General features: G+C 66.4%; 24 protein-coding genes. 7 read left to right on the forward strand and 17 right to left on the reverse strand.

The genetic code is table 11. The features are described from left to right. Positions 1–16 precede the first annotated feature (16 nt). Entirely contained in the window at positions 17–1,804 is a 1,788-nt protein-coding gene (locus AC13EK_RS09300) for an ABC transporter transmembrane domain-containing protein (RefSeq protein WP_069335693.1), read from the reverse strand. Between the two features lie 57 nt (positions 1,805–1,861). Further along, complete coding sequence (locus tag AC13EK_RS09305; protein ID WP_069335692.1) at positions 1,862–3,154, reverse strand: class I SAM-dependent methyltransferase; 1,293 nt, start codon at positions 3,152–3,154, stop codon at positions 1,862–1,864. Positions 3,155–3,257: 103 nt separating this feature from the next. On the opposite strand from AC13EK_RS09305, the gene dgcA reads away from it, so the two are divergent. Beyond that, on the forward strand, positions 3,258–4,232 hold the full coding sequence (dgcA, locus tag AC13EK_RS09310; RefSeq protein WP_069335700.1) for an N-acetyl-D-Glu racemase DgcA: 975 nt from the start codon (positions 3,258–3,260) through the stop codon (positions 4,230–4,232). 387 nt (positions 4,233–4,619) lie between these two features. On the opposite strand, the gene AC13EK_RS09315 is transcribed toward dgcA, so the two are convergent. From AC13EK_RS09315 to AC13EK_RS09340, 6 genes are all read right to left on the reverse strand, one after another. Next, positions 4,620–5,018, reverse strand: a complete 399-nt coding sequence (locus AC13EK_RS09315) for a hypothetical protein (RefSeq protein ID WP_010336879.1) — start codon at positions 5,016–5,018, stop codon at positions 4,620–4,622. Between the two features lie 114 nt (positions 5,019–5,132). Continuing rightward, positions 5,133–6,290 (reverse strand): mechanosensitive ion channel family protein, encoded by a 1,158-nt coding sequence (locus tag AC13EK_RS09320; RefSeq protein WP_069335691.1) that lies wholly within the window; start codon positions 6,288–6,290, stop codon positions 5,133–5,135. 32 nt (positions 6,291–6,322) lie between these two features. Continuing rightward, a complete protein-coding gene (locus AC13EK_RS09325) occupies positions 6,323–7,330 on the reverse strand; it encodes a DNA topoisomerase IB (protein WP_010336881.1) in 1,008 nt (335 codons plus the stop codon). A 78-nt stretch (positions 7,331–7,408) separates the two neighbouring features. After that, entirely contained in the window at positions 7,409–8,122 is a 714-nt protein-coding gene (locus tag AC13EK_RS09330) for a hypothetical protein (protein ID WP_069335690.1), read from the reverse strand. Next, positions 8,119–9,483 carry a putative O-glycosylation ligase, exosortase A system-associated gene (locus tag AC13EK_RS09335; protein ID WP_037507350.1) on the reverse strand — a complete coding sequence of 455 codons (1,365 nt, stop codon included), beginning with the start codon at positions 9,481–9,483 and terminating at the stop codon, positions 8,119–8,121. Before AC13EK_RS09335 ends, AC13EK_RS09330 begins: the two co-directional genes overlap by 4 nt. Continuing rightward, positions 9,476–9,613, reverse strand: a complete 138-nt coding sequence (locus AC13EK_RS09340) for a hypothetical protein (RefSeq protein ID WP_004210005.1) — start codon at positions 9,611–9,613, stop codon at positions 9,476–9,478. The genes AC13EK_RS09335 and AC13EK_RS09340 overlap by 8 nt, the downstream gene beginning before the upstream one ends. Positions 9,614–9,714: 101 nt before the next feature. Here AC13EK_RS09340 and AC13EK_RS09345 point away from each other — a divergent pair, with 101 nt between their 5' ends. Continuing rightward, positions 9,715–10,938, forward strand: a complete 1,224-nt coding sequence (locus tag AC13EK_RS09345) for a TIGR04063 family PEP-CTERM/XrtA system glycosyltransferase (protein ID WP_069335689.1) — start codon at positions 9,715–9,717, stop codon at positions 10,936–10,938. Here the strand turns inward: AC13EK_RS09345 and AC13EK_RS09350 are convergent. Continuing rightward, complete coding sequence (locus AC13EK_RS09350) at positions 10,893–11,117, reverse strand: hypothetical protein (RefSeq protein WP_237235350.1); 225 nt, start codon at positions 11,115–11,117, stop codon at positions 10,893–10,895. The genes AC13EK_RS09345 and AC13EK_RS09350 overlap by 46 nt on opposite strands. Before the next feature lie 145 nt (positions 11,118–11,262). On the opposite strand from AC13EK_RS09350, the gene AC13EK_RS09355 reads away from it, so the two are divergent. Then, positions 11,263–12,093 carry a hypothetical protein gene (locus AC13EK_RS09355; RefSeq protein WP_375177949.1) on the forward strand — a complete coding sequence of 277 codons (831 nt, stop codon included), beginning with the start codon at positions 11,263–11,265 and terminating at the stop codon, positions 12,091–12,093. A gap of 9 nt (positions 12,094–12,102) precedes the next feature. Here AC13EK_RS09355 and AC13EK_RS09360 read toward each other — a convergent pair whose 3' ends face one another. Both AC13EK_RS09360 and AC13EK_RS09365 read right to left on the reverse strand, forming a co-directional pair. After that, positions 12,103–12,474 carry a hypothetical protein gene (locus AC13EK_RS09360; protein ID WP_069335688.1) on the reverse strand — a complete coding sequence of 124 codons (372 nt, stop codon included), beginning with the start codon at positions 12,472–12,474 and terminating at the stop codon, positions 12,103–12,105. Then, a complete protein-coding gene (locus AC13EK_RS09365) occupies positions 12,471–12,656 on the reverse strand; it encodes a hypothetical protein (protein ID WP_069335687.1) in 186 nt (61 codons plus the stop codon). The genes AC13EK_RS09360 and AC13EK_RS09365 overlap by 4 nt, the downstream gene beginning before the upstream one ends. 116 nt (positions 12,657–12,772) lie before the next feature. On the opposite strand from AC13EK_RS09365, the gene AC13EK_RS09370 reads away from it, so the two are divergent. Together AC13EK_RS09370 and AC13EK_RS09375 are read left to right on the forward strand one after the other, a co-directional pair. Further along, on the forward strand, positions 12,773–13,441 hold the full coding sequence (locus tag AC13EK_RS09370) for a S24 family peptidase (protein ID WP_069335686.1): 669 nt from the start codon (positions 12,773–12,775) through the stop codon (positions 13,439–13,441). A 69-nt stretch (positions 13,442–13,510) separates the two neighbouring features. Then, positions 13,511–14,428, forward strand: coding sequence for an XdhC family protein (locus AC13EK_RS09375; RefSeq protein ID WP_069335685.1), 918 nt, complete (start codon positions 13,511–13,513; stop codon positions 14,426–14,428). Positions 14,429–14,442: 14 nt separating this feature from the next. Here AC13EK_RS09375 and AC13EK_RS09380 read toward each other — a convergent pair whose 3' ends face one another. Then, entirely contained in the window at positions 14,443–14,628 is a 186-nt protein-coding gene (locus AC13EK_RS09380; RefSeq protein WP_069335684.1) for a YbdD/YjiX family protein, read from the reverse strand. Continuing rightward, positions 14,625–16,673: a carbon starvation CstA family protein gene (locus tag AC13EK_RS09385; protein ID WP_069335683.1), complete on the reverse strand. Its 2,049-nt coding sequence runs from the start codon at positions 16,671–16,673 to the stop codon at positions 14,625–14,627. The genes AC13EK_RS09380 and AC13EK_RS09385 overlap by 4 nt, the downstream gene beginning before the upstream one ends. 151 nt (positions 16,674–16,824) lie before the next feature. Between AC13EK_RS09385 and AC13EK_RS09390 the strand changes: the two genes are divergently transcribed. After that, positions 16,825–18,063, forward strand: coding sequence for an aminotransferase class V-fold PLP-dependent enzyme (locus tag AC13EK_RS09390; protein WP_069335682.1), 1,239 nt, complete (start codon positions 16,825–16,827; stop codon positions 18,061–18,063). Positions 18,064–18,066: 3 nt separating this feature from the next. On the opposite strand, the gene AC13EK_RS09395 is transcribed toward AC13EK_RS09390, so the two are convergent. Next, complete coding sequence (locus tag AC13EK_RS09395; RefSeq protein ID WP_081331584.1) at positions 18,067–18,444, reverse strand: DoxX family protein; 378 nt, start codon at positions 18,442–18,444, stop codon at positions 18,067–18,069. A gap of 17 nt (positions 18,445–18,461) precedes the next feature. Next, positions 18,462–18,839 carry a pyridoxamine 5'-phosphate oxidase family protein gene (locus AC13EK_RS09400; RefSeq protein WP_234791913.1) on the reverse strand — a complete coding sequence of 126 codons (378 nt, stop codon included), beginning with the start codon at positions 18,837–18,839 and terminating at the stop codon, positions 18,462–18,464. A gap of 172 nt (positions 18,840–19,011) precedes the next feature. On the opposite strand from AC13EK_RS09400, the gene AC13EK_RS09405 reads away from it, so the two are divergent. Next, positions 19,012–19,563: a 2'-5' RNA ligase family protein gene (locus AC13EK_RS09405; RefSeq protein ID WP_069335698.1), complete on the forward strand. Its 552-nt coding sequence runs from the start codon at positions 19,012–19,014 to the stop codon at positions 19,561–19,563. 6 nt (positions 19,564–19,569) lie between these two features. Here the strand turns inward: AC13EK_RS09405 and AC13EK_RS09410 are convergent, their stop codons facing one another. After that, positions 19,570–19,872 carry an alkylphosphonate utilization protein gene (locus AC13EK_RS09410; protein WP_069335680.1) on the reverse strand — a complete coding sequence of 101 codons (303 nt, stop codon included), beginning with the start codon at positions 19,870–19,872 and terminating at the stop codon, positions 19,570–19,572. 4 nt (positions 19,873–19,876) lie between these two features. Continuing rightward, positions 19,877–20,524: a ribosome biogenesis GTP-binding protein YihA/YsxC gene (gene yihA, locus AC13EK_RS09415; protein ID WP_004210031.1), complete on the reverse strand. Its 648-nt coding sequence runs from the start codon at positions 20,522–20,524 to the stop codon at positions 19,877–19,879. Positions 20,525–20,527 lie beyond the last annotated feature (3 nt).

Genomic DNA, 20,527 nt, shown 5'->3' on the forward strand with positions numbered 1-20,527 from the left:
CCGGCGGGGCGGCGGTTCAGCCGTCCAGCTGGTCCTGGAACTGCAGGCTGGCCAGTCGCGCATAAAGACCGCCCAGCGCCACCAGCGTCGCATGATCGCCCTGTTCCACGATCCGTCCCCGATCCAGCACGATGATCCGGTCGGCGGCCCGCACGGTCGCCAGCCGATGGGCGATGACGATCGTCGTGCGCCCCTGCATCAGCCGGTCGAGCGCATCCTTGACCAGCTGCTCGGATTCCGCGTCGAGCGCCGACGTCGCCTCGTCCAGCAGCAGGATCGGCGCATCGCGCAGCAGCGCGCGGGCGATCGACACGCGCTGGCGCTGTCCGCCCGACAGCCGTGCGCCGCCTTCGCCCAGATGGCTGTCCAGCCCCTGGGGCAGGGCGCGCAGAAAGGCTTCGGCATTGGCCGCCCGCGCCGCCGCCCAGATCTCCTCGTCGCTCGCATCCCATTTGCCATAGCGCAGATTGTCGCGGGCGGAGGCGGCGAAGATCACGCTGTCCTGCGGCACCATCGCCATCGCGGCGCGCAGCGCGGCCGGATCGGCGGCCGGCAGCGGCACATCGTTCAGCCGCACTTCGCCCTGATCGGGATCATAGAAGCGCAGCGCGAGCTGGATCAGCGTCGACTTGCCGGCACCCGAAGGCCCGACGACGGCCACCGTCTCGCCCGGCGCAATGTCGATCGTGACGCCGTTCAGCGCCGCCTGGTCGGGCCGGGTGGGATAATGGAAATGGACATTGTCGAAGCGCAGCCGCGCGCCCTGCGCCAGCGTCGGGATCGCGACCGGCGCCGTCGGCGCGGCGATTGCCGGCTCGGCCGCCATCAACTCGTCCAGCCGGCTCGCCGCCCCTGCGCCACGCAACAGGTCGCCCCAGCTTTCCGACAAGGATCCGAACGCGCCGGCCACCAGCCCGCCGGTCAGCACGAAGGCAGCGATGCTGCCGCCCGACAGGCGCCCGGCCGCGACATCGATCGCGCCCAGCCACAACACGCCGGTGATCGATCCGAACACCAGGGCAAAGGCGATGGCGGTCATCACCGCGCGCAGCAATATCCGCTGCCGGGCGGTGGCAAAGCCGCTCGCGACGGTCGCGTCGAACCGGGCCGCCTCGCGCCCTTCCTGGCCAAAACCCTGGACGATCTTCATCGCGCCCAGCACTTCGGTGGTGACGCTGCCGACTTCCGCCAGCCGATCCTGGCTGGCGCGCGACAATTTGCGCACCCGCCGGCCCAGCGTCACCAATGTCAGGACGATCACCGGTATGCCCAGGATTAGCAGCCCGGCCAGCTTGGGCGCCAATATGAACAGATAGATAAGGCCGCCAATGCCGGTGACCAGGTTGCGCAGCGCGACCGACACGGTCGATCCGACCACCTGATCGATGATCGCGGTGTCCGCCGTCATGCGCGACGCGATCTCCGACGGCCTGTTCTCCTCGAAGAAGGCCGGCGCCTGGCGCAGCAGATTGGCCTGGGTTGCGCTGCGAATGTCGGCGACCACCCGTTCGCCCAGCCAGGACACGAAATAGAAGCGCAGCGCGCTTGCCAGCGCCAGGATCACCACCAGCAGGAACAGATATTCGAACCAGCGGCTGATATCGCCACCGCCGGTAAAGCCCTTGTCGATCACCAGGCGAAAGCCGCTCGGGATCGCTAGCGTCGCCGCCGAAGAGACGATCAGCGCGGTCAGCGCCCCGGCGATCCGCGCCGGATAGCGCGTCGCAAAGCGCCACAGCATGGCCAGACTCGACAGGGCAGGGCGATCGGCGCGGCGCGGCGCGGGTGCGGTGGCATCCTCCATGTCGGGGCGTTAGCAGCGCGGCGCGCGCGCCTCAATGGGCGCGCGCGATCCCGCTCCTCAGGCCGCCGGTGCGATCCGTTCGGCCAGCGCCATCAGGCGCGGCGTATCCGCCTTGCCGGTCAGTGCATAGGCCATGTCGCCGGCCTCCCAATAGGCGACCGTGCCGTCGCGCCGCTCCGCGATCAGCGGCTGCCCTTCCGCCGGCGTTTCCGCCCGGTCGGCGAACAGCGACAATTGCTCGCCCTTTTCGGTGGTCAGCGCGATCGCGATCGCCGGGCTGTCGGCGGTCGGGAACAGTTGTACGTCCCGCACCTGCCAATTGGCCGGCAGGCGCGGCAGCACGATGCCGGTCGACCGCCGGATTTCGGCATCGTCCAGCTTGGCGCTCTCGACCTGCGACGCCATCTGCTGGCGCAGCAGGCCGGCGCGGCGCGAAGCTGCCGCCTCGTCCAGGAAGGTGCTGGCCTGCGCCGCCTGAGGAAATTCGCCCAGCGCGCCCCGACCGATCCACCCCGTCGCCAGCAGCGCGGCGATCGCCGCCGCCCGGCCGACATGGCGCCAGCCGCGCCCGGCCTCATTGTCGTTGGCCACCGGTCGGGACATGTCGCGGCGCCGGCCGACCAATGTCCCCTTGGTGCCGTCATGCATCAGGCGGAAATCGATATGCGGCCAGCGCTTGCGCCAGCGGCGCGCGACCAGCCGTTCGCCCGGCCGCGCGGCATCGTCCAGCAGCACCACGCCATGGGGGGATAGGCGCGCGAACAGGCTGTCGGCGGCGCCCCGCACCAGCGGATGCACGCTCCAGGGCGGGCCATCGATGATGATCAGGTCGATCTGCTCGGGCAGCCGGTCGATCGCATACCAGCGGCCCGGCCAGTCGGCGCTCTCGTGGGTCAGCGGCGCATGGCGGATATCCACGTCCAGCGCATGGTCTGCCAGCCATTGCCGGGTCGCGTCGACAAAGCCGCCATGCTGGTCGAAACTGTGCAGCTGTCCGCCGCCATGCAATTGCAGCGCCCGCGCCGCGACCAGCGAGGATGCGCCCGCGCCCAGTTCGACGACATGCGCCGGCCGCAGCCGCGCAATCTCGCGCACGATATGGCGCAGGAAGCCGACATCGGCCTTCCAGCTTCCCAGATGGGGCAGCGCATCATGGGGCAGTTTGAGTTCGTCCAGCAGCGCACGCTTGTCCGCCTTGCGCCCGCCCGACAGGCTGGCGAGCAGCCAGGGCCAGCCGATCGCGCCAAAGGTCAGGCGCCATGCCATGTCGGAGGTGCGGCGGGCCAGGTCATCGGTCACGGGTTCGGATTCATTCAGCGAGAGGAAGCCGGTCAATTCACGGGAAGTCACGGGGAAATACGCTCCTGTCGCAAAGGCGGGGACTATGCCGGCCGTCCTGTTTCACGCATATGACGCCGGTCGAATTGGTCAAATCATCACGCAGGAAACGCCGATGACCCGTATAATTTCCGCGACGGTCGAACGCTGGCCGGTTGCGGGCGCCTTCATCATCAGCCGCGGCGCCAAGACGGAGGTGGACGTCGTCGTCTGCACCGTGGGTGACGGCGATCATGTCGGGCGGGGCGAGGGCACGGCCATCTATTATGAGGGCGAGACCGCACAGGGCTGCGCGGCGGCGATCAACGCCTATGCCGGGCCGCTCGATCGCGAAGCGCTGTTGCAGGCGATGCCGCGCGGCGCCGCGCGCAACGCGCTCGACTGCGCGCTGTGGGATCTGGAGGCGAAACGGGCCGGCGTCCCGGTCTGGCAACTGGCCGGCCTTGCCGCACCGACGCCGCTGCCCACCGCCTTCACCATCAGCCTGGGCGAACCGGAGCGGATGGAGGCCGATGCCCGCGCCGCCGCCGCGCGCGGCTTCGGCCTGCTCAAATGCAAGCTGACGGGGGAGGGCGATCATGCCCGCATCGCCGCCGTGCGCGCCGGCGCACCCGGCGTCCGGCTGATCGTCGACGCCAATGAAAGCTGGCATGATCGCGACATCGTGGCGGAGGCAGCCGCGCTCGCCGAACTGGGCGTGGAAATGGTAGAACAGCCGATCCTGCACGGACGGGAGGACAGGCTGTCCGGCCTGCGCGCGCCATTGCCCCTCTGCGCCGACGAAAGCTGCCACACCCGCGCCGATCTCGACCGGCTGGGCGATTTCGACGCGGTGAATATCAAGCTGGACAAGGCGGGTGGCCTGACCGAAGCGCTGGCATTGGCGCAGGCAGCACGAGCGCGCGGCTTTCGCATCATGGTAGGCTGCATGCTCGGCACCTCGCTCGGCATCGCGCCTGCCGCCTTGGTGGCGCAGGGCGCCGACTGGATCGATCTCGACGGCGCACTGCTGCTGGCGAAGGATCGCGACGGCGCCCTGCCGCTGCGCGACGGCCTGCTCCACCCCGGCACCCTCTGGGGCCGGGGCTGAAACCATTCCTCCCCGCATGCGGGGAGGGGGACCATCCGCAGGATGGTGGAGGGGGCAGGCCGCCTGAAGCAAGTGGCGCCAACCGGCCACCGCTTTCCTACTCGGCCATTCTCTGGTCTATCCTCGGCGATGCAATCCGCGTCATCGCCCGTCGCCCATGGGAGGCGTGACCTGAATGTCGCCTCGATGGCGCGTCATAGTCGCCTGGTCGTGGCCCGACTGTCGCGTGCCTGTGACCCCAGTGTCGCGCCGCTGTCGCGTGACAGGGGCGTGGGTGGTGCATATCCGGCGCAAACGGCCCGATTTGCTCGACGACACTGTGAACTTCGGGGCTGTCGCGTCGGCGTGACCCTGCCAGGCCCGCCGATCACGGCAGATTGTCTTGGATCAGTAACCCAGCGTCAGGCCGACGCTATAATATTTCGGGCCGACATTGGCCTTGGCGCGCAGCTTGGGGATCAACGGCATCGCCAGCGTCGCATAGGGACGGGTATTGTCGCCGCTGAAGCGCACGCCCGCACCGATCGAGACCGACATCGGAATCGTATAGGCCGCCTCGACCCGGCCATAGAGCTTGGTGTCGCCATCGCGCAGATAGACGCCGCCGCCCGGCGTCAGGCTGAAGCCCGCCATGTCGAGCGCATAGCCGGCGCCGATCTCGGTGCCCCAATGGCCGTCGGCGCGGCCATAATTGACTTCGGCGCCCAGTCCCTCGGCATGGGCGGCAGGCGCCATAAGGGGGGCAGCGATCAGCAGGCCAAGGGCCGCCATCCGGTTCATTTTCATGGCAAATCCATATCAGTCATTGGTGATGGGTCGGTAAGGGCGCGGCTGGTCCCCGCCGGCAAGCGGAAAGGGGACCAGCCGAATCGGTCCTGCGGTGAAGCGAGGCGTTTCGCTCTATCCGTCGACGCGGCGGACCGGCTGCACCTCGGCATAGGGCATGATCGCCTTGCCGTCGGGGGCCGCGGTGAAGCTGGTCTGGGTTGGATAGGCGAACTCGATACCCTCGGCATTGAACCGCTTCCAGATGGCCAGGCCGATGCGATGGCGCATCTGGAAATAGTCATGATGGTCCGGATCGGGCACATCGAAATTGAGCTGATAGTCCAGGCTGCTGGCACCAAAGGCTATGATCCCGGCATTGACGAAGATCATGCCTTCCGCCTCGACGATCTCCTTCAATATGGTGGGGATCGCTTCGGCCTGTTCCTCCGACGTCTGGTAGATGATGCCGATGGCATAGGTGACGCGGCGCTGGATCAGCGTCTGCAGGCTGGTGATTTCCTTCTGCAGCAGGTTCGCGTTGGAAATCACCTTCTTCTCGCCGCTCATCGCCCGCAGCCGCGTCGATTTCAGGCCGATCTTCTCGACCCGCGCCGTGGTCTGGTCATAGGTGATGATCTCGCCCTGGCGGAACGGCTTGTCGAAGATGATCGACAGTGCCGCGAACAGATCGGAGAAGATGCCCTGCGCGGCAAGGCCGATCGCGATGCCGCCGATCCCCAGACCCGCGACCAGGCCGGTCACGTTGACGCCCAGATTGTCGAGCACCACGATTGCGGCGATCGCGAACAGGGCAAAGGTCACCAGGATGCGGATCAGGCCCATCGCATTGGCCAGCGTCTCGCCCTGGCCATCGTCGGCCAGCGTCTTGCGCTCGATCAGGCCCAGGATGATCTCCCGTGCCCAGATCGCGGCCTGCACGACCACGGCGATGGTGAAGAAGAAGGTGACGGTCTTGTCCAGCGACGCGGGCGCGTCGGCGAACACCACCACCAGCCGGGCCGCGACCATGATCATGAAATATTGCGTGGTGCGCGCCGCCGCGCGGCTCAGCACATTGCCCAGGCCCAGCGGATCGCCACGCCGGCCGCGATGCTTGGTGCCGATCCGGCGCAACGTGGCGAGCGCCAGATAGATGATCGTGGCCGCGCCGATGGCGATCAGGATCTGGATATAATGAAGCTGGAACCAGGCGATGGTCGAATGCCACATTTCCGTGAGGTTGGGCGCACGCACATTGATGTCGATGCCGGGGTCGTTCTTGTTGGCCATGCTGATCCTTGATTGATGGTCCGTGGGCTCGATCAGGCCGCCGCTGCCAGCGGGGGCGCGTTGGCCAGATCGTCGAGGAACGCGATCAGCCCGCGTTCGTGACGCGACAGATAGCGCGTCCGGCGCGGCAGGCGAAGCCCCTGCCGCCATTCATCCTGTCCGTCCTTGCACAGGTCGATCAGGGCGGGGTGGATATAGGATTTGCGGCTGATCGCCGGCGTGTTGCCCAGCGCCGCCGCGACCGGCTCTATCATCTCCTTGAGCGAAACATGGCCCGCCGCCAGCGTCTCGAAGGCGATGGTCGATGCGCCCCAGGTGCGGAAATGCTTGGCGGTGAAGTCGCCGCCCATGGCCTGCGCAATATAGGCGTTGACGTCGCTCGAACTGATCGGATGCGCCTCGCCATCCTCGTCCAGATATTGGAACAGATGCTGGCCCGGCAGATCCTGCACCGCCCGCACGAATCGCAGCAGGCGGCTGTCGGTGATGCTCAATTGCTGTTCCTTGCCGGACTTGGCGCGGTAGCGCAGGGTCAGGCTGCGGCCATTCAGGTCGACATGTCGCCGCCGCAGCGTGGTCGCGCCGAAGCTCTTGTTGGTGGTGGCATAATGTTCGTTGCCGACCCGCAGCTTGGCGAGGTCCAGCAGCCGTACCACCGCCGCGATCGTCCGCGCCTTGCGCAGGCCGCGCCGCGACAGATCCTCCTCCATCTGCGCCCGCAGTTGTGGCAGGGCGCGGCCGAAGGCGGGGCAGCCGGCGTATTTTTCCGCCTCGCGCGCAGCCCGGAAATCGGGGTGGTAGCGATATTGCTTGCGCCCCCGCTCGTCATAGCCGGTCGCCTGGATATGGCCGTGGGGCGAAGGGCAGAACCAGCAGTCGCGATAGGCTGGTGGCATGGCGATCGCGTTCAGCCGGTCGATCTCGTCCCGGTCGGTGATGCGGCTGCCGTCCGCCGCGCGATAGGCCCATCCCTGCTTCAGTGCGCGCCGGCTGATGCCGGGCATGCCGTCATGGCTGTGGATGATGGCGGGGGACGACATGGGAACCGGGCGACCTTCTTTCTCCCGGTCCAACCCGTGATGATCGGCTTCGTTCCGCGTGCAGCCTGCCCGGCGCTGTCAGGACGGGCGCGACCGCAGCCGCTGCAACCAGCCGGTGCCCGCGCCATAATGGCCGGTCCAGGGCAGCAATTGGCGGCGCACCGTCGTCGCCTGGGCGCAGCCGACGATCAGGCTGATGACCGCCAGCGGGAAGGCCAGCATCATGGTGGCGGGCATGGCAAAGGCGAGAACGATCGCCGAAAACCCGCCGCCAAAGGCCGCCAGGGTCGCCCGCAGGTCGCCGTCGGGTCCGCGCAGCCAGAACAGGCAGCCCGTGACGCCCAGCGCGAACATGGCGATATTCTGCATCGCGCCGGCGGGCACGATCGCACAGGCGGCGATCAGCCCGATCATCGCCAGCGCGGCGCGGCGCCATTGCCAGCCGCCGATCAGGCGGGTGAGCAGCGGATAAAGCAGCAATTCACAGGCCAATGCCGCCAGCAGGATCGCGCCGGGGGCCGCCGCGCCCGCGCCGTCCGCGATGAAGGCGACGACCGCGCTCGCCGCCCAGGGCAGCATCCGCGACGGCGCCATGCGGATATGGCTGACCCAGCCGGTCATGCCCGGCCGCAATGCCCAGCGCCGGTCGGCTTGCCGCAACTGGAAGGCGGACAGGGCAAACAGCATCTGCACGCCCCATGGCATATAGGCGGGGGACAGCAGCGGGGCAGCCAGGATCAATCCCAGCATCAGTCCCTGAAGCCAGCCCAAAATCCGCAATTCCATGGTCATGCCGTCACTCCCGCCTGTGCGCCAGGCTGTTCGAAGAACGGCACGCGTCCGGCGTCCTTGCGCTTGCGGGTCAAATAAGTGTCGAGGCCGATCTGGAGCGAGAGCATCATGAAGATGAACGGCTGATAGGCGATGCCCACGAACAGCGACCCGATCATGTAGACGACATGGCCCTGCTGCAGCGCCACGGCGAAGGGCGCGATCCAGGCCTCGTCCGGTCCGTCGCGCTTGCGATACATGCGCCGGATCGATTCGGTGCGGATGAAGCAGCTCAGGTGCAGCAGCGCCCACAGGAAGAAGCCGAAATAGCCCTGTTCGCCCAGCATCTCGAAATAGGCGCTGTGATAGGCACGGCCCTTGTCGGTGACCAGGCGGCGCTCGATCCGCTTCTCGTCGCCATCGCCGACCTCGCTCTGGGCGAAATAGGTGAAGCTGTTCTGGAGATAATTGTCGAAGCCGCCGCCGCCCGGATGGGTCTTCACATAGTCGAGCGTCCACATCCACACCGCGACGCGGGTGGAGGCGCTCTCGTCGCCCTGGTGATTCTCGATCGTCTGCATCCGCTTGGTGAAGCTGGCGGGCAGGAAGGGGATGGCCGCCAGCGCGGCAAAGGCCAGCAGCGGGCCATAGACGAATTTGCGCTTCGACCGCATCAGCATCATGCCGGCCAGGATGACCAGACAGACCAGGCCCGTGCGCGCCTCCGTGCCGACCGGCATCAGCATGCAGGCCAGGCACAAGGCATAGGCAAAGGCCTTCACCTTCCAGTCGGGCGGAAAGATGGTGCCATGCTGGGTCAGCCACAGGATGATCGGGATCAGCGCGATCGCCACGCAGGAAATGATGCTGCCCTCATACAGGCCGCTATTATTGTCGACCATCAGATTGAGCACGCCATAGCCGCCGCCCGACAGCGCGGTCTTCATGCCGCCATTGATGATGATCGTGCTCGCGCACAGCACCATGAACAGCGCCAGCGCCTCGATCCGCAGCCGCGTGCGCAGCACCAGCGGCAGGAACACGGCAAAGACGATCGCCTTCCATACCCAGGCCCATTTCGTCGCGGCGTTGATCGGGAAGTCGGCGGTCGCGGTCGTATAACCACACCAGGCCAGCAGGATCAGCAGCAGCACCTGCCGCGCGGAAAAACGGCAATCCTTCTTGTCGTCCACCACTATCCACGCCCCGACTGCACAGACGAAGGCGATCAGCGAGATCGGGATCGAATTGAGCAGATAATAGCAGAGCCGCTGGGGCGAAACGATGTCGATATAGGCGTAGATGATGACCAGCAGGAACGGTCGCTTGAATCCCATCAGGAAGAAGGCGCCCAGGAAGGCGATGAAGAACAGGTCACGCATCGGCGGCGTCTCCGTCCGGCGATGCCGGCGGGGTGTCGATGTCGCGATCCAGGTCCGGGCGCGACAGCAGCCGCCAGGCGGCCAGCAGGATGACGCCATGGCTGATCAGCAGGGATAGGGTATCAATCATTGCGTGTTTTGATCTGCCGGTTCTGGACTCTTGCCCCGGAAAATCCCTAGCGTGACAGAGTTGACGGGGCGTTAAACCTTTTTCGGCAAAAAGTTACCGCTATGACTCGTATCCTTCACGTTCTCGATCACAGCCTGCCGATGCACAGCGGCTACACGTTCCGTACGCGAGCGATCCTGCGCGCGCAGCTGGCCAAGGGCTGGGACGTGCGCGGGTTGACCGGCCGGCGCCATGTCGCGGCGGGACCGCAGGAGGAACTGGTCGATGGCCTGCATTTCCACCGCACGCCGGGCGAAGCGGCCAGTGGTAACGCGCTGCTGCGCGAGTGGCGCGACATTTCCGCCCATGCCGATGCGATCGAGTCGCTGGTGCGCCAGTGGCGGCCCGATATCATCCATGCCCATTCGCCGGTGCTCAACGCCATGGCCGCGCAGCGAGTCGCGCGCCGCCATAGCATTCCGCTGATCTACGAGATTCGCGCCTTCTGGGAGGATGCGGCGGTCGGCAACGGCACCGGGACCGAAGGCAGCCCGCGCTACTGGCTGACCCGCCAGCTCGAAACCCATGCGGTCCGCGCCGCCGACGCGGTTGCCGTCATCTGCGAAGGGCTGCGATCCGATCTGGTCGCGCGCGGAATCGATTCGGCCAAGATCACCGTCTCGCCCAATGGCGTCGATCTCGATCAGTTCGGCGCACCGGTGCCGCGTGATCCGACCCTGACCGCGAAGCTGGGGCTCGAAGGGGCGGATGTTGTCGGCTTCATCGGCAGCTTCTATGATTATGAAGGGCTGGACGATCTGATCGCCGCCATGCCGCGACTCGTGCGGGCGCGGCCCAGGGCGAAGCTGCTGCTGGTCGGCGGCGGGCCGATGGAACAGGCACTGCGCGATCAGGCGCTGGCCTCGCCCTTCACCGACCATATCGTCTTTGTCGGCCGGGTGCCACACGACCAGGTCGAACATTATTATGCCCAGGTCGATGTCCTCGCCTATCCGCGCAAGGCGATGCGCCTTACCGATCTGGTGACGCCATTGAAGCCGCTGGAAGCGATGGCGCAGGGCCGACTCGTCGCTGCGTCGAGCGTCGGCGGCCATCGCGAACTGATCGAGGATGGTGTGACCGGCACCCTGTTCGCGCCGGACGACCCGGCTGCGATTGCGCAGGCGCTGGCAGGCATGTTCGCGGATCGCGGCTTCTGGGATGAACGCCGCATCGTGGCGCGCGATTTCGTCGAAAGGGAGCGTAACTGGTCGTCAAACATTTTGCGTTATGAGCCTGTTTACCAGCGACTTCTGGGACGCGACTCGACCGCAAAGGCGGCCTGAGGAACGGCGGCGATGCCGAAGTTCACACCGTCCATGCGGGGACTGGCCATCATGGCATTGGCCGCGGCAGGCTGCGGTGCCCTGGTGGTGCTGACCCTGCCGGTCGGCTGGATGGAAATGCTGGTCGCATCGAGCGGCCTGAGCGAGACGATCCCGGCGGCCGGTCCGCCGCTGGGCATGAAGGCAAGATTGCTGCTGGCCGGTTTTGCCGCGTTTATGAGTGTAGGAATTGTGGCCGCGGTGCGGCGAAATGGATCGGATGCGCCGCACAGGCGCTTGAGAATAAGCGGAAGGCGTCATCCAGACGCCCAAGGAGCAAGAAAAATGGGTTTCGCATTTGCAAAGCTGACCGCGCTTGCCCGCGGACGCAATGTGCCCGCTGCCGAAGAGGCTGCACCTGCGCAGCGCCGTGCCGACGCGCATCCTGACGCGCCGCCCCGGCCCCCGATCTTTGCCAGCCGCGATTTTGGCGGCGCCGATATCTTCGCGCGCCCGGAATCGGGGCGTCGCCGTCTGGTGGTCGATAGCGATCCGGTGGAGCCGGTGACGGCATCGGTGGTGCGCATGGAGGTGCCGGCCGCCTTTGCCATGCCGCCCGCGCACGAAGAAACGCTGACCGAGGATATGGCGATCGCGCCCGCGCCCGCCTTCTCGCGTCCGTTCGACGCCATGCCGGCGCTGTCGGCCAATCCGATCCCGCTCGGCCGCGCGCCGTTCGCGCCGCCGGAAGACGCTATATTCGAGCCCTGGGAAGAAGAGGCAGTGGCGGAATTTGCCGCTTTCGACGAAGAGCTGACCGATATCGCACCGGAGCCGATTGTCGAGCAGGCCCCTGCCTTCGTCCCGGAACCGGTGATCGAAGAACCGATCCAGGCGTTCGATCCTGCGCCCGAGCCTGCACCTTTCGTTCCGAGGGCGGAGGCGTCGCCCGCTCCGAGCGCGCGCAGCATCGACAGTCTGTCGATCACCGAACTGACCGAGCGGCTGGAGCGGGCGCTGGTCCAGCGTGGCCGACCGGCGACCGCGCCGCGCGTCATCGCTGACATGCCGATCGCCTCGGCGGTGCCGGTGCGCGAGGCGGTGTCGGAGGATGTCGAGGATGCGCTGCGTGCCGCACTCGGCACGCTGCGCACCATGACCGGGCGTCCCCGCTAAACGATCAGGCTACCAGTCGCGGATGGTGAGGGCGGACAGTTCGATCCATTCGCCTTCCGCGTCGCTGCGCAGGTCGTCGATCACCATGTCGGCGACGAAATGGCCTGGCAATGTCCATTCGGCATCCTGCAATTCGCTGGCCAGCGCCTCCTGGCGCGCGCGCAGGCCCCCGCCCGCCACCCGCAACAGGATGACATGGCGGCGTCCTTCGAACAGGGCGCTGGCCCAGGGGCGGCTGACAGCACGCTCGACCGTCGCCGGCTCGCCGATCCGGGCGATCAGCTGGACCAGCAACTGGGCCAGTGGATCGGCCTCGCGCCGCTCCTTTTCTCGATTGCGGATCAGATTGGCGTTCCTCCGCAGCATGTCGGCGCTTGTCATTGGCCTAGGCTCCTGCGATATTCGTTCATGAAATGTTCTACGCGTCTCTTTACTCGATCACCCGGATCGCGCCCCATGCGCAGGTCGAAGACCAGGCGCGGATCGCGCACGGCGTCGCGACCGAAACGGGTCGGCGCGATCTGATAGTCTCGCAGGAATTTCTCGATCGTGCGCAACAGCATGGACGGACCTCTCCTTTGTCGAGCCGATTCGCCCCCCTGCGAATCAATAGGCAATTTCCTATTTCATATTCATTTTCCTACTTGTCTAGGAAAATTCCTATCATTATGGATGCAACATGGATGAAGCGCAGGACGCCCGGACTGCCCTCGATCGGCTGATCGTCGAACGCGGGGAAAATTATGCCGATCTGTCACGGCTGATCGGGCGCAATCCCGCCTATATTCAGCAGTTCATCAAGCGCGGCACGCCGCGCAAGCTGGACGAGGCGGATCGCCGTATTCTGGCGCGCTATTTCGGCGTGGCGGAAACGATGCTGGGCAGCCCGGTGCCGGTCGGCGCACCGATCCCGCGTGTGCGCGGCCTGCCGGCGGTGGTGGCAGTGCCGCGCCTGTCGCTTGGCGCTTCGGCCGGCGCGGGCTCGCTGGATGAGGATGAGCGTACCGCGGGTGTGATGGCGTTCGACGCGCAATGGCTACGGCATCTGGGCGTGCGGCCGCAGCGCGTGTCGATCATCCGGGTCGATGGCGAATCGATGGCGCCCACGCTCAACGATGGCGACGACATCATGGTCGATCATGAGGATGACGCCGATCGCCTGCGTGACGGCGTCTATGTGCTGCGGCTCGACGGCGTGCTGATGGTCAAGCGGGTGGCGATGGGGCCGTTGCGCGGCCGGTTCAGCGTATTGAGCGACAATCCCCATTATCCCGACTGGACCGATATCGATCCGGCGATGGTGGCGATCGTCGGCCGGGTCGTCTGGACAGGCAGGCGGCTGGTCTGAGAAGCCTGATCCGTCTTTGAAAGGCGCCGTGCCTTTCCTATGTACAGGAAAACAGGGGAAGGCTGGATCATGAACGATAATGGCGCGGTGATCCGCAAGGCGATCGAGTGGCGCGGTGCGCCGATGGCGCTGGCGACAGTCGTGTCGACCTGGGGATCGGCGCCGCGCCCGCGTGGCAGCCACATGATCGTCCATCAGGATGGGCGGCTGGAGGGCAGCATATCGGGCGGCTGCGTCGAGACCGATGTGTTGCAGCGCGCCGCCGAGGTGATTGCCGGCCAGCCAGGCCATGTCGCCCATTATGGCGTGGCCGATGGCGATGCGTGGGAGGTTGGCCTGCCGTGCGGTGGTGAGATCAGCGTGCTGGTGCAGCCGGTGGGGGAGGGTGGCTTTGCCCCCGACCTGTTCGACCGGATCGCGTCGGAAAGCGCGCGCGGCCGGGCGCTCACGCTCTCGACCGATCTGGACAGCGCTATCACCCGCGAAGGTGTGATCGAAGGCCAGTTCCTCAACCGCTATGATCCGCCCCGCCGCCTGCTGATCGTCGGCGCGGTGCAGATCGCCCAGTCGCTTGCCGCGTTGGCGCAGGCGATCGCCGTCACCCCGGTGGTGATCGATCCGCGCGGCCGCTTCCTGACGGCGGAGCGTTTTCCCGGCATCGAGCTGGACGATCGCTGGCCCGACGCGGCGATCGCCGCGCGCCATCCCGGCGAATCCACCGCTGTCGTGACCTTGAGCCATGACATCAAGATCGATGATCCCGCGCTGATCGCGGCGCTCGCCGCCCCGACCGGCTATGTCGCGGCGCTGGGCTCCCGGCGCAGCCATGCCGCGCGGCTTGAGCGGTTGGCGGCGCAGGGCTTCGGCGCGGACGACCTCGCCCGGATCGACGGGCCGGCGGGGCTGGACATCGGCGCGATCGGCGCCGCGGAAATCGCCCTGTCGATCACCGCCGGGATGGTCGCAGGATTCAACGCCAAACGCTGATCAAACGCTGCTGATCAGCAGCATTTTCCGCCATTCTTGCCGCTATAGCGCGCCTCCTGCCGGTTCCGGAAAAAGGCGGTGCGGTCCATCGGCGCATGGCCGGGATGATGGTCGCGCATATGGCGCAGATAGGCGTCATAGTCGGGCTGGCCGACCATCAGATGCGCCATGCGCCGCAGCGTCTGGAGAAATTGGCTCATGGCGTCGTGACCAGTTGCGCCGGAATCTCGCGCGCGGTCGGCGCGGCAAAGCGCCGGGCAGCGAGACAGGTGCGGACGGTGAAGACCAGCAATGACAGGACGACGGCCAGGAAGATCGCGACTAGCCCGGCATCGACATAATCGTTGAACAATATCTGGCGCATTTCCGCCACCGACTTGGCCGGCGCCAGCACCTCGACCTTGTCCAGCGCCGCGCTATATTTGGCGGCATGGGCCAGGAAGCCGACCTTCGCATCGGCGGAGAACAGCTTCAGGAAACCGGCCGACAGCGTGCAGATCAGCAGCCAGGCGGCCGGCACCATCGTCACCCAGGCGAAGCGGTCGCGCTTCATCCGGAACAGCACGGCGGTCCCCAGCATCAGCGCGATCGCGGCGAGCATCTGGTTGGAGATGCCGAACACCGGCCATAGCGTGTTCACCCCGCCCAGCGGATCGGTCACGCCCTGATAGAGGAAGAAGCCCCAGGCCGCGACGCACAGGCCCGTGGCGATGAAGCCGGGCAACTGGCTCTTGCTGTCCTTGAAGCTCGGCACGGCCAGCGCGATCAGATCCTGCAGCATGAAGCGGCCGGCACGGGTGCCGGCATCGACGGCGGTCAGGATGAACAGCGCCTCGAACAATATGGCGAAATGATACCAGAAGGCCTTCATCGCCGGGCCGCCGAACACATGGCTGAAGATTTCCGCCATCGCCACGGCCAGCGTCGGCGCGCCGCCGGCCCGGCTGATGATCGTATGCTCGCCGACATCTTTCGCCGTCTGGACGATGACGTCGGGACTGATCGGGAAGCCCATGGCGGTGACGGCGGCGGACACGCTGGCAGGATCGGTGCCGATCATAGCAGCCGGACTGTTCATCGTGAAATAGATGCCGGGGTCCAGGATCGACGCGCCGACCAGCGCCATGATCGCCACGAACGCCTCCATCAGCATCGCGCCATAGCCGATCAGCGGCGCGTCGCTTTCGGTCGCGATCAGCTTGGGCGTGGTGCCGCTGGCGATCAGCGCGTGGAAGCCGGACACCGCGCCGCAGGCGATGGTGATGAACAGGAAGGGGAAGAGACCGCCCGACCAGACCGGCCCGCCGCCCGCGGCGAACTGGGTGACGGCGTGCATCTTCAGCGGCGGCGCCATGATGACGATGCCGATCGCCAGCGCGGCGATCGCCCCGATCTTGAGGAAGGTCGACAGATAATCGCGCGGCGCCAGCAGCAGCCAGACCGGCAGCACCGACGCCACCGCGCCATAGCCGATCAATATCCAGCAGAGCTGCACGGGCGTGAAGGTGAAGATCGGCCCCCAGACCGGCGATTGCGCAATCGCCTGGCCATAGACGATCGCGGTGAGCAGGCCGATCAGGCCCAGGATCGACACTTCGCCGATGCGACCGGGACGGATCCAGCGGGTATAGGCGCCCATCGCCATGGCCAGCGGCACGGTGGCGGCGACGGTGAACATGCCCCAGGGGCTTTCCGCCAGCGCCTTGACCACGATCAGCGCCAGCACGGCGAGGATGATGACCATGATCATGAAGGCGCCGAACAGCGCGATCGTGCCCGCCACCTGGCCCATTTCCATGCGGATGAGTTCGCCCAGTGACTTGCCGTCGCGGCGCATGGAGATGAACAGGACCATGAAGTCCTGCACCGCGCCGGCCAGCACGACGCCGGCAATGATCCACAGCGTGCCGGGCAGATAGCCCATCTGCGCCGCCAGCACCGGCCCGACCAGCGGCCCCGCTCCGGCGATCGCCGCGAAATGATGGCCGAACAGCACGGTGCGGTCGGTCGCGACATAATCCAGCCCGTCGGCGCGGCGGATTGCGGGGGTGGGCCGGCCCGGATCAAGCCGCATCACCTCGCGCGCGATGAATAGCGCATAGTAACGATAGGCGACCAGGAAACAGCTGACGGCGGCGACAACGATCCACAGCGCATTGACCGTTTCGCCGCGCGAGACCGCGACGACCGCCAGCGACGCCGCACCCACCAGCGCAGTCAGTATCCATGGAATATGCCGGGTCATCGCTCTCTCAACGGTTCGGGATAGGGATTGGGCGCCACACTAGGCCGCTCCCCCCGAAAGACAACCGCCAGTCTGGGTTAGGCGCTTGTCGGGATTAGGGGATTCGGTCGCGCTCGTTCGTCCATCGGGTGAACAGGGCAGGAGGCATCGCATGACCGACCGGAGCAAGGACGTTTCGCGCAGGGGCTTGTTGCAGGCGGCGGCGGTCGTGGGGGCGGCACTGCCGCTGGCGGCGCGGGGCGCGACAACGGGCAATGCGACGCGCCACCAGTTGCTGCTGGCGCCCGACATCCATTATTTCAACGCCGCCAATATCGGCCCGGCCTTCCGCAGCGCGATCGCCGCGCATGCGCGCGAGACCCAGGCGTTCCAGGCCAATCCCTCACCCCAGTATCGCACCAGATATCCGGTTGCCGCCGACGCCCTGCGCGCGCGCCTGGGCAAGCGGATGAACGTCAGTGCGCAGGAAATCGCGCTCGTCCGCAACAGCAGCGAGGCGAACACGGTCGCCGTGCGCGGTCTGGCGCTCAAGGCCGGGGACGAGGTGATCCTGACCGATCACAACCATCCCTCGACCCTGGAGACATGGAAACTGCGCGCCGCGCGCGAGGGGCTGGTGCTCAAGATATTGCCGGTGCCGGTCTATGCGACCTCGGCCCAGGCGGTGGTCGACCTGTTCGCCGCCGCGATCACGCCGCGCACCCGCGCCATCTTCCTGTCGCACATGTCGAACGTTACCGGCATGATCTTCCCGCTGGCGCAGATTGCTGCGCTGACCCGACCAAAGGGCATCTGGCTGCACGGCGATGGCGCCCAGACCTTCGGTTGGCTGCGACTCGACCTGCCGGCGCTCGGCGTCGATTCCTATTCGGGCAGCACCCATAAATGGATGATGGGGCCGCTGGAGGGCGGCATCCTCTATGTCCGGCGCGAAGGCCAGGCGCAGCTCCAGCCGATCATGCTCAGCCATGGCTATTGGCTGACCGATGAGAAGAATCTGGATACCGCGCAAAAATATGAGATTCTCGGCCAGCGCGACGATCCCAAGCTGATCGCGATCGACGCGACGCTCGATGCGCTGGATGCGATCGGCGAGGCGGAGGTGGAGCGCCGCGCCTTCGCGATCGGCGACCAGATGCGCGACATGGTGCTGCGCCTGCCCGGCGCGAAGCTGGTCGGCACGACCACCAAGGGGCTGACCGGCCCGGTCATCACCCCGACCTTCGCCGGCAAGGATGTGCTGGCGATCCGCGACCATCTGTGGACCCAGGGCAAGGTGGTGGTCGCCCCGTCCAAGGCCGACGGCAAGCCGACCATCCGCTTCTCCCCCCATATCTACAACAGCGCCGACGAGATCGCCCTGATCGCCGACCTGCTGGCGAAGGCCTGACCGCTATCGCCGCCGGAATGGGCAGTCGATTACCGCGCCGGCCCATAGCGCCCACCAGATGATGACCGGCTGCAACGCCAGCCGGGGGCCATGATACCACCAGCTCAGATGCACGCCGCCCAGCGCTATGTCGTGCAGGGCATGGTTGAAATTGGCCGGCCAGACGCACAGCGCATAGAGAGCGAGCCCTATCGCGGCGGCGCGGCGCGTGGCAGGCAACATCAGCCCGACGGCACCGGCCAATTCGGCGATGCCGGTCAGGGCGACGACGGTTTGCGGCTCCGGCACCCAACGCGGCGTGATCGCCACGAAACCGTCCGGCCGCATCAGATGCGCCGCGCCCGTGACCGCATAGGCAAGCGCCAGGACGGCACGGGCGATAGCGCGCGCGGTAACGGCTACAGCTCCAACTCGCCTTCATCCTCGCCGTCCCAATAATGGGCGCGCTCGGCATGAACCTTGATCATCACCAGGCCGGGCGTATCGGCGCCCTGCGCGAACCAGCGCTCCAGGTCCGGATTCCAATGCGCTTCAAAGGCGCTGCGGTCGCGGATCAGATCGGCGCGGCCCTCGACCGCGATGAACAGGGGGCGCTGCCCGAGCAGGCCGCCCTTGCCATGGAAGGACAGGCCGACCCGTGGATCGCGCTCGATATCCTTCACCATCAGCGTGTCTTCGGTCGTGAAATAATAGCTGTCGCCGCCATAGGCGACGTCCTGATTGTTGCTCATCGGCCGGGCGCCGATCTGGCCATCCTCGGTATGGGTGGACAGCATCGCGAAATCGATTGCATCTTGTCTGCCAGGGTGGCGATGGTCTGCTGGGCCATGGTCGCTCTCCTCTTCTGCCCGGTTCAACGCTGACAGAGCGGATTCGGATGCGTCGGATTCGTCAGGATGATGAAAAGAACATATAGTGAACATAAATCCGATTCGGAGGATGTTCGCCATGCTTGCCCGCACGCCGTCGCTCTATCGCCTGATCGTGGCGCTGAAGCCGCCGACCCGCATCACGCGGCAGATCGACCATTTCGCCGAGACGCTGGCGCCCGATGCTCATCGTATCCTGCCGGCGCACCAGCATATCACGCTGGGGATTACCGACGACTGGCCGGACTATCCCTATGCGCTGGTGAAGGCGATGCACCGCAGCTTCACCGGCATCCTGGCCGATCCATTCGATCTGTCGCTGGATCAGTTGAGCGAGGGCGGCCGATCGGCCGCGCTGCGACCGACGCATGCACTGCCGCCGCTCCGGGAATTGCAGCGCAAGGTGGCGTTGGCGATGAAGCGGGCAGGGGTGGGCGCCCGTCCGGGCTGGAGCTTCAACCCGCACCAGACGCTCTATTATCGCGACGGCGCCCCGGCGACCCAGCGGATCAGCGGCTTTCATTGGCGGGTGGAGGATTTCGTGCTGCTATGCAGCCATGTCGGCCGCACCCATCATGAGCTGCTGGGGCGATGGCCACTGCGCGGCAGCGGCCAATATAGCCTGTTCTGAAGGCGCTCAGCGCTTGCGCACGAATTCCGCGCGCAGCACGAGCCCCTTGATGCCGTCATAGCGGCAGTCGATTTCCTGCGCGTCGCCGGTCAGGCGGATCGACTTGATCAGCGTGCCGCGCTTCAGCGTCTGGCCGGCGCCCTTGACCACCAGATCCTTGATCAGCGTCACCTGGTCGCCATCGGCCAACAGATTGCCGACCGAATCGCGGACTTCCACGGCATCGCCGGCGTCGGCCCTGGCCGCGGCGTCGGCCGCGCTGATCCATTCGCCGTTGGCTTCGTCATAGACATAGTCATCGTCGGCCATCGGCTTATCCCTGGCTCACGGCTTCGAGCACGGCGGCGCGCAGTTCGGGGATGCCCATGCCCTTTTCGCTCGACGTGGCGATGATCTCGGGATGGGCGGCCGGCCGCTTGCGGATCGCATCGGCGGTGCGCTGCGTCACGGCGACCAGTTCGCTCGCCTTGATCTTGTCGCTCTTGGTCAGGACGATGCGATAGCTGACCGCCGCGCCGTCCAGCATGTCCAGCATGTCGGTGTCGACATCCTTGATGCCATGGCGGCTGTCGATCAGCACCAGCGCGCGCTTGAGCGCCGCGCGACCGCGCAGATAGTCGTTCACCAGGAACCGCCACTTCTTGACCAGATCCTTGGGCGCCTTGGCATAGCCATAGCCCGGCATGTCGACCAGGCGGAAGCGCAGCGGATCGCCGACGTCGAAGAAGTTGAGTTCCTGCGTCCGGCCCGGCGTGTTCGACGTGCGAGCCAGGCCATTGCGGTTGGTCAGCGCGTTCAGCAGCGACGATTTGCCGACATTGGATCGGCCGGCAAAGGCGACCTCGTTCACCGCCATGTCGGGCAGATAGTCGAGCGTCGGCGCGGATTTGAGGAAGCTGATCGGCCCGGAAAACAGCTTGCGGGCTTCCTCGATCAGGGCGGTGTTGTCGTCTTCTGTCATATC

This window comes from Sphingobium sp. L-44, from assembly GCF_056859495.1.